This window comes from Rossellomorea sp. DUT-2, assembly GCF_052665285.1.
Genome location: NZ_JBQPEO010000008.1, coordinates 60,968 through 74,004, shown reverse-complemented (window position 1 = coordinate 74,004; position 13,037 = coordinate 60,968). Strand labels below are relative to the sequence as shown.

General features: G+C 43.1%; 8 protein-coding genes, 1 rRNA gene and 2 riboswitches. All 9 genes read right to left on the bottom strand.

Annotated features, from left to right (window positions below; genetic code table 11):
• A 16S ribosomal RNA gene (locus ACOSV2_RS21330) occupies positions 1-157 on the bottom strand; the annotation flags it as partial.
• 500 nt (positions 158-657) lie between these two features.
• On the bottom strand, positions 658-2,733 hold the full coding sequence (ptsG, locus tag ACOSV2_RS21325) for a glucose-specific PTS transporter subunit IIBC (RefSeq protein ID WP_428976799.1): 2,076 nt from the start codon (positions 2,731-2,733) through the stop codon (positions 658-660).
• A 181-nt stretch (positions 2,734-2,914) separates the two neighbouring features.
• A complete protein-coding gene (gene glcT / locus ACOSV2_RS21320; RefSeq protein ID WP_428976798.1) occupies positions 2,915-3,757 on the bottom strand; it encodes a glucose PTS transporter transcription antiterminator GlcT in 843 nt (280 codons plus the stop codon).
• A gap of 208 nt (positions 3,758-3,965) precedes the next feature.
• The gene (locus tag ACOSV2_RS21315; protein WP_428976797.1) at positions 3,966-5,300 is read right to left on the bottom strand and encodes an NCS2 family permease; all 1,335 of its coding nucleotides are present in this window, start codon (positions 5,298-5,300) and stop codon (positions 3,966-3,968) included.
• Positions 5,301-5,429: 129 nt separating this feature from the next.
• Positions 5,430-5,531: riboswitch (purine riboswitch) on the bottom strand.
• A 197-nt stretch (positions 5,532-5,728) separates the two neighbouring features.
• Complete coding sequence (gene guaA / locus ACOSV2_RS21310) at positions 5,729-7,282, bottom strand: glutamine-hydrolyzing GMP synthase (RefSeq protein WP_428976796.1); 1,554 nt, start codon at positions 7,280-7,282, stop codon at positions 5,729-5,731.
• A gap of 146 nt (positions 7,283-7,428) precedes the next feature.
• Positions 7,429-7,530, bottom strand: a riboswitch (purine riboswitch).
• Positions 7,531-7,570: 40 nt separating this feature from the next.
• Positions 7,571-9,781, bottom strand: coding sequence for a transglutaminase TgpA family protein (locus ACOSV2_RS21305; protein ID WP_428976795.1), 2,211 nt, complete (start codon positions 9,779-9,781; stop codon positions 7,571-7,573).
• Positions 9,778-10,995 carry a DUF58 domain-containing protein gene (locus tag ACOSV2_RS21300; protein WP_428976794.1) on the bottom strand — a complete coding sequence of 406 codons (1,218 nt, stop codon included), beginning with the start codon at positions 10,993-10,995 and terminating at the stop codon, positions 9,778-9,780. Before ACOSV2_RS21300 ends, ACOSV2_RS21305 begins: the two co-directional genes overlap by 4 nt.
• Position 10,996: 1 nt before the next feature.
• On the bottom strand, positions 10,997-11,953 hold the full coding sequence (locus tag ACOSV2_RS21295) for an AAA family ATPase (RefSeq protein ID WP_428976793.1): 957 nt from the start codon (positions 11,951-11,953) through the stop codon (positions 10,997-10,999).
• Between the two features lie 222 nt (positions 11,954-12,175).
• Entirely contained in the window at positions 12,176-13,003 is an 828-nt protein-coding gene (nadE, locus tag ACOSV2_RS21290; protein ID WP_428976792.1) for an ammonia-dependent NAD(+) synthetase, read from the bottom strand.
• Positions 13,004-13,037 lie beyond the last annotated feature (34 nt).

The following is a 13,037-nucleotide window of genomic DNA, read 5'->3' as shown; positions in this document are numbered from 1 at the left end:
TCCCGGAGTTATCCCAGTCTTACAGGCAGGTTACCCACGTGTTACTCACCCGTCCGCCGCTGATTGATGGGAGCAAGCTCCCATCAATCCGCTCGACTTGCATGTATTAGGCACGCCGCCAGCGTTCGTCCTGAGCCAGGATCAAACTCTCCGATAAAAGTTTGAATAGCTCTTTAAAAATAAATCTAGAATTAACGTTGACGTATTGTCTTGTTTTGTTCAGTTTTCAAGGTTCAATGTTTGTCGTTTCTGTTCGAAGCGACTTGACCATCATATCAAGAATGCAGTGTGTTTGTCAACAACTTTTTTCAAAAATTTTTCAATCCCTGTTTCATGTTGTTATGTACCCGCTGCTCTCTTGCGACGGTTTTTAAAGTATATCAATCTATTAGAAATACGTCAATACTTTTAAGGGAGTTTTTATAAAAACTTTCAGACTCCCTATTTTCTTCTACTCTACTCTCTCCAATGATTACATCATCTAAAACGCAGCTTAGACCCTTGCATTCGAGACTCTTAAGGTTTTCACCCGAGACTCTCATATTTATATAGTAGAAACTATACTTATTTTGTTCCCACTATTAAATTTCCCAAACTAACAAAAAAACCCATTATCATTCTCCTCTTGAGAGAATGATAATGGGTTTTAATTATTCTTTAGTCAATCTTGATGATGTTTTCGTCGTTACGGTTTACTTTACCTGACTTCTCGATTGTTACTTGTTGACCTTCTTTAAGGTTCGTGAAGACAATCGGTGTCATGATGGAAGGCGCGTTTTCTTTGATGTAGTCGAGATCGACTTCCAGTAATGGTTGACCTGCTTCTACCTGGTCTCCCTCTTTTACCAGCGCTTCGAATCCTTTACCTTCTAATTTAACCGTATCGATTCCAACATGGATCAGAACTTCACGGCCTGCTTTGGACTCAAGTCCGATGGCATGCTTCGTCGGGAATACGTTTACGACTTTACCTGTGATAGGAGAAACGATTGTTCCTTCTGTCGGTACGATCGCGAAACCGTCACCCATCATTTTCCCTGAGAATACCTGATCAGGAACTTCCGTGATGTCTTTGATTTCTCCAGTGATAGGAGCTACGAATTTTTCGTTCTTTTGTTCTTCAGTTGTTTGAAGTGCATCTGGGTTCACTTCTTCAATTTGTTGCTCAACTTCTTCATTTGCGCTTGTTTCTACTCTACGTGGAGCTTTCCCACGGATGATATCTTGCATTTGTGATTTGATCGTGTCTGACTTGGGTCCGAAGATTGCTTGAATGTTGTCTCCGACTTCAAGTACTCCTGAAGCACCTAATCTTTTCAGGCGTTTCTTATCAACACTCTTCACGTCATTAACAGAAACACGGAGACGAGTGATACATGCGTCTAAGTGAGCGATGTTTTCTTGTCCACCCATTGCTTCCAGGATATTGTATGGAAGGTCCCCAGCTGAACTTGCCGGTGATCCATCGTCATCTTCATCTACATCTTCACGACCAGGAGTCATGAGATTGAACTTACGGATAGCGAAACGGAATCCGAAGTAGTAAATGACAGCAAAGACTGCCCCTACAGGAATAACGATCCATGCGTTTGTTTGAGGGTTGATTAGACCGAATAGGATATAGTCGATTAAACCACCTGAGAATGTCATACCGATTTTAACATCTAATAGATGCATGGTTAAGAATGATAAACCGGCAAAGATAGTATGAATACCAAATAGTACCGGTGCTACGAATAAAAATGAGAATTCGATTGGTTCTGTGATACCTGTCAAGAAAGAAGTTAAAGCTGCCGAGCCCATGATACCGGCTACTACTGCTTTTCTTTCAGGTTTTGCTTCATGGTAGATCGCTAATGCCGCTGCCGGAAGACCGAACATCATGAATGGGAATTTACCAGTCATGAAAGTACCTGCAGTTAGATCTTGTACACCATCTTGAATCTGTTTCATGAAGATCGCCTGGTCTCCACGAATAACGTTTCCAGCTTCTGAAGTATACGTACCGAACTCAAACCAGAATGGAGAGTAGAAAATGTGGTGAAGTCCGAATGGTATAAGAGCACGTTCGATGACACCAAATATGAAAGCAGCAAATGCTCTGTTTTCACCAAGCATAAAGTTAGAGAATGAATTTAGGCCATTTTGAATCGGAGGCCAGATTATTAACATTAATAATCCTAATACAACCGCTGAAGCTGCCGTTGCGATTGGAACAAATCGTTTACCTGCAAAGAATCCCAAGTATGAAGGGAGTTCGATTTGGAAGAAACGATTGTACATAGCCGCAGCGAGTATCCCGACGATAATACCCCCGAATACCCCGGTTTGAAGTGTAGGTATTCCGAGAACAAGTGCGTATGCAGGGTCTACACCATCACCTGTTACATCCCCAATTCCTAAACCTTCAACTGTTCCCATTGTTACGTTCATAATCAAGAAACCAACGATAGCCGCTAAACCAGCTACCCCTTCACCACCGGCTAACCCGATGGCTACACCTACTGCGAATAACAGGGCTAAGTTACCGAAAATAATTCCACCTGCTTGTTCCATGACGCTTGCGACCATTTCAACGCCGCCGTTTGAAAGGAATGGAGCGATTTCTAATAACGTCGGATTTTGCAATGCATTACCGAATGCAAGCAGAAGACCGGCAGCTGGCAAAATCGCTACAGGCAGCATGAGAGCTTTACCGACTTTTTGTAAAACACCAAAAGCCTTTTTAAACATGAAGTTTCCTCCTTTTATTTCGTTCTTTTTTTCAACTAATTAGATGATGGTTGCAAACAAAAAAGGCATGAGAAAAGAGGATAATGAACGTATAAGGATAGACTACCCCAAACTATACGTTTCAATCATCTTCTTCACTCATGCCTGATCGTATCAGTAACACGCAAGAAAGATAAGTGCTTTATTTAACTTTACTCTGAATACGCTGCAAATGCATTGTTAAATATACAGCCTCTGCATCGTAGACAGGTTTTTGTAATGTTTGCTGCATCATCTTGATCAGCTTCCAAGATAAATTATAGCAGAGAGGGTATTCCTCTTTCAACAGTTTTGCGATTTTTTCTGGTTCTTCTACGCGTTCTCCCCTAAGTACCCGCTCTATTGTATATCGAATGTGGCGCACAAGCCTCATATAATCGACGCTTTCCTTATTAATCTTCACATCCAGTTGTTGTTCGATCATCGTGGTCAGGCGACCAATCAACTGGGAGTGTTGATTCACTTCCGACAGATCCTTGTTCATCATGGCGCTATGGATATGTAGGGCAATGAATCCCACTTCCCCTTCCGGCAAATGAACATCTGTCATTTCATTGATCATACCAACCACTTCTCTTGCTATTTCGTATTCGAATGGATACAGCGTCCTTGTTTCTACCAGAAACGGATTGCGGATCTCCATCCCTCTCATCAATCGGTTAATCGCAAAAAGGATATGGTCGGTCAGGGCGATGTGAATATGCTCATTTAGAAAAGAGTTGGTTCTTTTTCTGATTAACTCGATGGCAGAAATAATGACGTTTGACATATCATCATTTAAGAAAGGAAGGAGGTTTTTGTACTGTTCCTGCTCTTTCTCTCCTTTTAACACAAACATTTTTTCTGCAATATCATTCTGAATGGGGTCCCCTTTTTTACGGTTGAACCCTATCCCTTTACCGATCAGCACGACTTCACCGTAGCTCTCGTGATCCGCAATTAATACATTGTTATTTAAAGCTTTTTTCACATTTAAAGTAGACATCGTCATTCTCCCCATAATTTCGACCATTTTCGACACTATCCGATTCCATGATTTTAACGAAAACCCTCACTTTTTTCAATTCATACTTACTCTACAGGTATATCTTCTCTAGACCTTCCCCCGTTTCCTCTTTTTATGTTTCACTCTTTTCCGCTAAAAAATAAGAAAAAGCTGATCTACGAGAGACCAGCTTAAAGAATGTTTTGTTTTAAACTAAGAATATAAAGTACAGAACGAAGATAACAAACAAGAAATACATGATAGGATGGATTTCTTTCCCGCGACCTTTCATGATCATCGTGATAGGGTAGAAGATAAATCCGATCGCGATACCAGTGGCGATACTATATGTTAAAGGCATGGCTACGATTGTTAAGAATGCAGGCACAGCTACCTCAAACTTCTTCCAATCAATTTCACCCAGTGATGAAACCATCAATACCCCTACAATGATAAGTGCCGGTGCTGTTACTGCCGATGTAATGACGGCAAGCAACGGGAAGAAGAAAATCGAGAGTAGGAACAAGACTGCCGTTACCACTGACGCAAATCCTGTTCTAGCCCCTGCCGCTACCCCTGCTGAAGATTCGATATAAGACGTGGTCGTTGATGTCCCTAAGATTGCTCCTACCACTGTTGCACATGAGTCAGCAAATAAAGCTTTACCAGCGCGTGGTAATTTATTTTCCTTCATTAATCCTGCTTGATTGGCTACCGCTACAAGGGTTCCCGCCGTATCGAAGAAATCAACGAATAAGAATGTTAGAATCACTACAAGCATTTGTATCGTAAAAATACTGCCCGCGTCATTGAATAGAGGATCTAATGCTGCTCCAAACGTAGGAGCTAGACTTGGTGCTGCATCTACTACTTTTTCCGGCGTGTCGATTAACCCAACGATCATTCCGACGATTGCCGTTACAACCATCCCGATGAATATACCGCCTTTAACGCCTCTTGTCATCAGGATGACGGTAATGATGATTCCGAAAATAGCGAGAAGAGTCGAGCCATTTGTTAAATCTCCAAGTCCCACTAAAACTGCATCATTGTTCACAATGATTCCGGCATTTTGAAAACCGATAAATGTGATGAAAAGTCCAATCCCCGCTCCCACGGCATACTTCAATTCAGATGGGATTGAGTTAATAATTTTTTCCCTGATACCCGACAGTGTGAGTACGATGAAAATCAAACCTGAAATTAACACACCTGTCAACGCTGATTGCCACGGGACACCCATCGTCAATACTACTGTGTATGCGAAAAATGCGTTCAACCCCATACCAGGAGCTAAAGCTATTGGATATTTCGCAATCAGACCCATAATCAAGGAACCAATCGCAGCCGCCAATGCCGTAGCGACGAATACTGCACCGTAATCCATTCTCATGCTATCCGGAAGATCCGGTACGGATTGAAGGGTTAACGTCAATGGGTTGACGATCAGGATATAAGCCATTGAAAGAAACGTCGTTAATCCCCCGATGATTTCCCTTCTATAAGTCGTTCCTAACTGGTCAAACTGAAAGAAATTTTTCATTCTTGTACTCCTCCTATTGAGTCGTCGCAGAATCTTGCATTTCCATAAAAAAAGCCTCGAACTACCAGAGTTCAAGGCTTTGACTGTTAAGATCATGATGAATAGGTAAATGAAAAAAATGTTTAACAGCCCTATTCACAATCACCTCGTAGTCAAGCCATTTACGGTAGCTTGGTAGAAACGCTCGGGCCCTATTCCCGAAATTATACGACGTAATACTATTATAATGTTTTGTTATGATTACAGTACTATTGTACCAACACAACCCATGACCGTCAACACAAAATACGAACATTATTTATTATAATTTATATTAATGTTCGCTTTATACACAAAATGACAGGCATTTCCCGTTTTTTGTCGAATTCTAAAAATCGACCTTCGACGGGAACTGCCTGTCATCTATCTATTCAAGAATCTATGAATTTCTATTCCCACTCAATCGTCGCAGGTGGCTTACTCGTCACATCATACACAACGCGGTTAATATGATCGACTTCGTTTACGATGCGCGTTGAGATTTTCTCCAGTACATCCCAAGGAATACGGGCCCAGTCGGAAGTCATACCGTCAATGGATGTCACAGCACGGATTCCGATCGTATAGTCATAGGTTCTCGCATCCCCCATCACTCCGACGCTTCGGATGTCGGGCAGAACCGTGAAGTATTGCCAAATGTCACGATCAAGTCCCGCTTTCTTGATTTCATCACGCAAAATGTAATCAGACTCACGAACAATCTCAAGCTTCTGCTCAGAAATTTCACCAAGCACACGAATTCCAAGACCCGGTCCCGGGAATGGTTGACGCCATACGATTTCATCAGGAATACCCAGTTCAGATCCTAATGCACGCACTTCATCTTTGAATAATGTGTTCAATGGCTCGATAAGTGTGAACTGCATGTCTTCAGGCAGTCCACCAACATTGTGGTGAGATTTGATCGTCTGAGCAGTGGCTGTTCCACTTTCAATGATGTCTGTATATAAAGTTCCTTGCGCAAGATACTCGATACCTTTAAGCTTAGTCGCTTCATCATCAAATACGTAAATAAACTCATTCCCGATGATTTTACGTTTTTGCTCAGGGTCAGAAACGCCTTTCAATTTATTTAAGAAGCGGTCCTGTGCATCCACTTTAATGACGTTCATATTAAAACCATCAGAGAAGGTTTTCATTACGCTGTCTGCTTCACCTTTACGAAGAAGGCCGTGATCGACGAAAATACATGTCAATTGATCACCGATTGCTTTATGGATCAAAACAGCCACAACGGAAGAGTCCACTCCTCCACTTAATGCGCAAAGAACCTTTTTATCTCCCACTATTTGACGGATCTTCTCCATTTCGATTTCAATGAAATTCTCCATGGACCAGTCGCCTGTGCAGCCACACACTTCGAATACGAAGTTTTTCAGCATTTCATTCCCGTGCACAGAGTGACGTACCTCAGGATGGAATTGAACGGCATATAACCCTTTTTCTTCGTTACTCATGGAAGCAATCGGACAAGAAGGGTTCGTTGCGTTCACATTAAAGCCTGCAGGAGCTTCCACGACAAGATCTCCATGACTCATCCATACGACTTGCTCTTCCGGAAGGTTGGAGAATAACTTAGATTGTTTTTCAATATTGATAGCCGCTTTTCCGTATTCACGGTGCTTCGCTCGTTCCACTTTCCCGCCGAAGTGCATGGTCATAAGCTGCATACCGTAGCAGATTCCCAGAATCGGAATGTCCAAATCAAAGATACGCTCATCGCAACGGAATGAGTCTTCACCGTAGACACTGTTCGGTCCCCCGGAGAAGATGATCCCGGTTGGATTCATTTCCTGGATTTCTTCAAGGGTAACTGTATGCGGGTGGAGCTCACTATAAACACCAAACTCACGAATTCTTCGCGTGATTAATTGATTGTATTGACTTCCAAAGTCCAAAACGACGATCATTTCTTGATTGTGCAATTCTTCTTTACCAAGCATTCAGTTCACCTCATCAGTTTTTTATGGGTCAGGACGGACTCCATCCTTATAGTACCTGTTGTTGTTAGCATTCCTAAAAAAATAAAAAAAACCAGACTTCGCCTTAAAAAAAGGCAGAATTCCAGTTTTTTGCATACAGGGATGTCAAATTAGAACACTGCCTTCATAGTCCAGTCATTTAAGGTGACCGGGTAGATACTTTCGAACCGTATTATCGAGGATATACGAAGGATGCTAACGAACGTTATTATGAATTTGACATCATTTTATACCTTGTTTTAAAAAGGGTCAACCTGTTGTCCTTTTAATTAAATTTTCCCACAATTCCCTCATCTTCGTCCAATCTTCTTCCGCTTGCCTCTGACCATATAAAATACGTTCATAATTATTGGTCAGGCTCGTCATTTCATGGGTACCAAAGAATGAGTCAATATATCGCGAATATCCCCTCAACGTTTGCCCGTCATCCATTTTCAGTCCGTATCTCTCAAGCTGTTTGATTAAAGAAAGATAGGCTTCGGAAAACGCGCCATCTGATGATTTTCTGCGATAGTAGAGAATCAGGACATACGGCATCCACCGTCTTCTTACGATGTATAAAGCAATTCCCATGATAAGCAAGAGCATGAATCCCATGACAAGCTTGCCCCAGTTTTCCACAAAGAATGTTTGAATATCATCCCAAAGCTTGGACAGAGAAAAACCGCTTCCATCCGCTCTTGAATCATCCTCTTCAGGTTGAATCGGCTGTTTCGGTGTTTCCTCCTTCTCAGGAACAGGAACTTCGCTGTTATCCGACTCAGGTACATCCAGGTCATACTGATACGAAACGTTATTACTGAATCCAACAGTAGGCTCAAATGGAACCCACCCTACCTCAGGGAAGAATACCTCCACCCAGGAGTGAGCATTATTATTGGACACTTCATACAGCTTATACGTCGTATCCACTTGTCTACTGTATTCCCCTTCTGTATATCCCTTTGCCCACCTTGCCGGGATTCCAAGTGCCCGGACTAACACGACCATGGAAGTCGAGAAGTTATCACAGTACCCTCTCTGGGTTTCAAATAGGAACTGATCCACGTAGTCCTGCCCTTCTTCAGGCACCGGCACGTCAAATTGGTCGTACACATAAGCTTCTTTCGAAAAATAATTCTCGATCGCCCTTACTTTGTCATACCAATTATCTTCTTCCGATGTAATCTCAAAAGCCAAGTCCTTCACACGCCGGGGAGTCGTTTCAGGAAGTTGTGTATAACGGTCCACAAATTCAGGAGTCTGCATGATTTCCTGACTTTCGTTCGCTGCTTTCATCTTCTTCTGCGAATAGGAAGGAGAGCGATAGGAAAGTTCATACTCCTCTAATTTAACGGCTTCGTCTTCCCCTTCATAACTTGTAATCTTTTCGTTAACGGGATTAAAGGAGAAATAGCCTTCTTCATTTCCGATTATTCTTTCTATCCCATAAGGATAGACAACATGGGAATAGGTTCGTTCTACCATTACCCGCTCTGTTTCCACCTCTCGTTCTCCATCCGGTTCGTTTGTGGTGAAGGGAACCATTTCCTCTGAATCAAAAGGGGTGGCGGCCAGCTGGTCATCTGGAATGGATCGCTCCCAGCCCTTGCCTGTATATAAATCCTTCGTTTCAATTCTCCAGTAGTGTTCTCTCGTTACTTCCGCATTAAAAATGACAGTAGGATCACCGACAAAGGGACCCCCGAGCTGAGAATCATCTGCATCATAACCTACTTTGTTCAAGCCACTGCCCCCGGCTCCTTCTGCAAAGGATTGAATATAAGGAACCGGATCCGGCCAGATAGGATCTGCCTTTGGCGCTGCAAAAGCAACAACTGAACTCACCCCAAGCATAACCGTTAGCGGTACAATCCAGCGGTGCCTGCTCATCTTGGATCCAAGAAGGTTCTCCCTTTGAACCAAACGTTCGAGAGCCAACAGGCCCATTAACAAAAAGCCGAAAATGACCACTCGGATAATCGCCCGATCTCCTTCATAAATCGTGAACGTATCTATCAGACAAATATAGGTCACGGTCATCACATAAAAGAGGAGAATGGTCTTTTTAACCGATAACCAGTAATAAAGCAAATACGTCATCAGCCATAGTAAAACAAAGAACAATAAGCTTCTGTACTCAAACGAAAGACTTGGCCATTCACGCCCAACTGTCAAACCGATATTCAGCCATAGGTCTTCCCCAAACTTCTCTAACCATGTAAAGGTAAAAAATGAACCTGAATAATACAATCCATGTATCGCAAACAAAATAAAGGATAGCTTAACCGCCGCTGTCAGGAAATAGTGAATCCTGAAATAGGACAGGACAAGTGATAAAGCAATAAATACCACAAAATACGTCAAACTCCCTGTATCCGTCACTACCTGAAGAGGCTTCAGCCATTCCCAAAGAAGCAGAAACCCAAACAGATAGATCATGATCGTAAAAAATCGGTGTTTAGGTGTTTCATGACTCATGCTCGTTTCACCTCCACAAAAGCAGACGAAAAGTCACCTTCAAAGCATACCTTCAGTCGAATGCCACGGGACGAGGCGTAAGCTTTCAACGACTTCTCCTCGGCCGTATAGGCGTCCCCTTTACGCTTCACCAAAAAGATCACAACCGAACTGTTCCGCTTCGCATACTGATTCACACTCATGATCATCTTTTTTGAAACAGACGAGGTGACAAACAGCACAGCTGCGGATTGGGAGTAGTTCAACCCTTCCCCCTGCAGTACTTTTCCTAAAGCGTAAGGACTATCCTGTCTGACCTTCGCCAGATGATAGAATAGCTGACTTTGATGCTCTTCACCGCCGCGAATCGGAAAGGATACATGATCCTCACCAATCGAGACCAGTCCCACCTGCGCCCCTTTTTTCAAAATGGACCGAATCATCGAAGCCGATAATGTCACCATCGATTCAAAGGCAGGAGAACCCTCCCGATCCAATACCATCAGCACATCGTGGGATTGACGTTCCTCAAACTCCTTCGTCATCAGCTCATTGGTTCTGGCAAAGGTCTTCCAATGTATCCACGAGAAGCGATCCCCCGGTTGATAATCACGTATACCCGTTGCCATCGTCGTGTCCTTCTGAATCTTCACATTTGAAGTGGTCATCCCTTGATCATAGCGATTTTCCAAAGGCCTGTAAGGAACATCGACGAACGCCGGATATACAAGAAGCTTATTGGTGCAATCGATAGATGCTTCCTTTTCAAATATGCCAAAGAAATCGCCCGCACGGAGCCGGACAGCAGAGAAAACATGCTCTCCACGGGGGAGTTCTTCTATGTAATACGTGAGCTTGATTCGTTTTCTGAATCCAGGGTGAATCATCGCTTTCGCCTTTTGAAAACTGGAATGGTGAAAAACGGAATCTGTCACCACATCCTCTAACACCATATAAAATAAAGGAAATGGAATCTTTCGTGAAAGGGTGATCGTCACCTTCAACTCATCCCCCGCTTTGTACTCATTTGATTCGAAACTCCTCTCTACATAAAACTCAGAAAGAGGATATAAGAATACAGAAGCAGCATACAGGGCGAATGGCAGAAAGCTATAAAATAAAAACCAGCTGACAAATCCTCCCTGGAACATCGCGTAAGAAAACGAGATCCCCACTAAAATGAGCAACAGCAGAAACTTCCCCAAGGGTTTAAGAAATTGAAGTTTCGTCTTCATCCTATCTCACAAGCCTTTGTACGGGAACCGGGATACGCGCCATCACTCTTTCCACTACTTCTTCCGGAGTGATACCTTCATATCTCGCTTCAGATTTCATGATGATTCGGTGTGAGAATACAAAAGGTGCCAGGTATTGAACGTCATCGGGAACCACATAATCCCTGCCCCTTAAAAAGGCATAAGCCTGACATGCCTTCATTAACGCGATGGATCCACGTGGACTCGCCCCCAAGTAAACATTGGCATGAATCCTTGTACGATTCGCAATTTCCACAATGTATTTCTTGATCGTGTCATCGACTACTACATCTTTCACTTCCCCTTGAATATATCTCAATTCCTCCAAGGTCATTACAGGCTCCAGCTCATCGATCGGCGGGTTTTTTTGAGCACGATGAAGAACCTCCATCTCTTCTTCCGGTTCAGGATACCCCATTTTCATCTTTAATAAGAAGCGGTCAAGCTGCGCTTCCGGTAGAGGATATGTCCCTTCATACTCAATCGGATTCTGTGTCGCCATAACAAAAAAAGGTTTATCAAGCTTCCTTGTCATCCCATCGATCGTCACGCTGCTCTCTTCCATGCCCTCAAGTAGTGCGGACTGGGTCTTCGGTGACGTCCGGTTAATTTCATCCGCGAGAATAATGTTCCCCATGATCGGACCCGGCCTGAATGTAAATTCCATTTCCTTCGGGTTATAAATCGACACACCAATCACATCCGAAGGCAATAGATCCGGAGTGAACTGAATGCGTTTGAAGCTCGCTCCCACCGATTTCGCCAGTGCACGGACCATCATCGTTTTCCCCACACCGGGAACGTCCTCGAGCAATACATGCCCACCAGCCAGAAGTGAAACGACACTCAGTTCCGCTACCTTCCTCTTTCCAATCATGACTTTCTCTATATTATCAATGATACTTTGCAGCTTCGGGTTTACCATTTCATAAGTCATCTTACCCCTCCTGGATACATCAATATCGTCTTTAACTATTACTACTTTCGTTTAAAATGTCGAAAATCCTCTATAAAATGGAAAAATAATATAGAAATTTTAGGGATTTGGTAGGATATAAGTACTCGTGGGTCTGTTACCGTCCGTTTCTGTCGATTGTCAAAATACGTAGACAAAATAAAAAGCCAACCCCGCATGCTGAGAGTTGGCTTCATTCCATTCTTATTTCCAAAAATCATCAAACACCGTTACAGGCAGATGACGTTTATGCTGTGTTTTCAGGTAATGACCTTCAATTGCTTTCTTTGCTTCAGGAGGCACTTCTTTTCCTTCCAGATAATCGTCCAGCTGATCGTAAGTGACACCAAGGGCCTCTTCATCCGGAATTTGCGGACGGTCTTCCTCAAGGTCCGCCGTTGGTTTCTTTTTGTACAAATGTTCCGGACAGCCAAGTTCCATTAAGAGCTTCTTCCCTTGTCGTTTGTTCAGACGGAAAAGGGGAACGAGGTCTGCCGCTCCATCACCGTACTTCGTATAAAAGCCGGTAACCGCTTCAGCAGAATGATCGGTACCCAGGACAACACCATCCTTCATGGCAGCAATGGCGAATTGAACTTTCATCCGCTCACGTGCCTTTTCGTTTCCTTTTACAAAGTCGGAAAGCTCGATGCCGCTTTTCTTCAAAGTTTCGACGCTGGCATCTACTGCCTGCTGGACATTCACCGTCAAAGAAACGGTCGGTTGAATGAATTCCACTGCATCAATGGCGTCCTCGGCATCTCCCTGCTCACCGTAGGGAAGTCTCACGGCGTAAAAAGAATAATCTGATGAATTGGATTCCTCGTTCATCTCGTTAATTGCCATCTGTGCAAGTTTCCCTAATAAAGTGGAATCCTGACCACCTGAAATGCCAAGGACCAAGCTTTTCAAAAATGAATGCTTTTTCAAGTACGATTTCATAAAATCAATACTGCGGCGTATTTCTTCCTGCGGGTTGATGTCCGGGGACACCATCATTTCTTCTACAATTTGTTTTTGAAGAGAATCCATGTTTTCACACTCCATTTAGGTTTTATCATAATTC

Excerpts from the sequence above, each read along its gene's own strand:
- nadE (WP_428976792.1), bottom strand. The coding sequence starts at position 13,003 with ATGGATTCTCTTCAAAAACAAATTGTAGAAGAAATGATGGTGTCCCCG.
- ptsG (WP_428976799.1), bottom strand. The coding sequence starts at position 2,733 with ATGTTTAAAAAGGCTTTTGGTGTTTTACAAAAAGTCGGTAAAGCTCTC.
- ACOSV2_RS21305 (WP_428976795.1), bottom strand. The coding sequence starts at position 9,781 with ATGAGTCATGAAACACCTAAACACCGATTTTTTACGATCATGATCTAT.
- ACOSV2_RS21295 (WP_428976793.1), bottom strand. The coding sequence starts at position 11,953 with ATGACTTATGAAATGGTAAACCCGAAGCTGCAAAGTATCATTGATAAT.
- guaA (WP_428976796.1), bottom strand. The coding sequence starts at position 7,282 with ATGCTTGGTAAAGAAGAATTGCACAATCAAGAAATGATCGTCGTTTTG.
- ACOSV2_RS21300 (WP_428976794.1), bottom strand. The coding sequence starts at position 10,995 with ATGAAGACGAAACTTCAATTTCTTAAACCCTTGGGGAAGTTTCTGCTG.
- ACOSV2_RS21315 (WP_428976797.1), bottom strand. The coding sequence starts at position 5,300 with ATGAAAAATTTCTTTCAGTTTGACCAGTTAGGAACGACTTATAGAAGG.
- glcT (WP_428976798.1), bottom strand. The coding sequence starts at position 3,757 with ATGTCTACTTTAAATGTGAAAAAAGCTTTAAATAACAATGTATTAATT.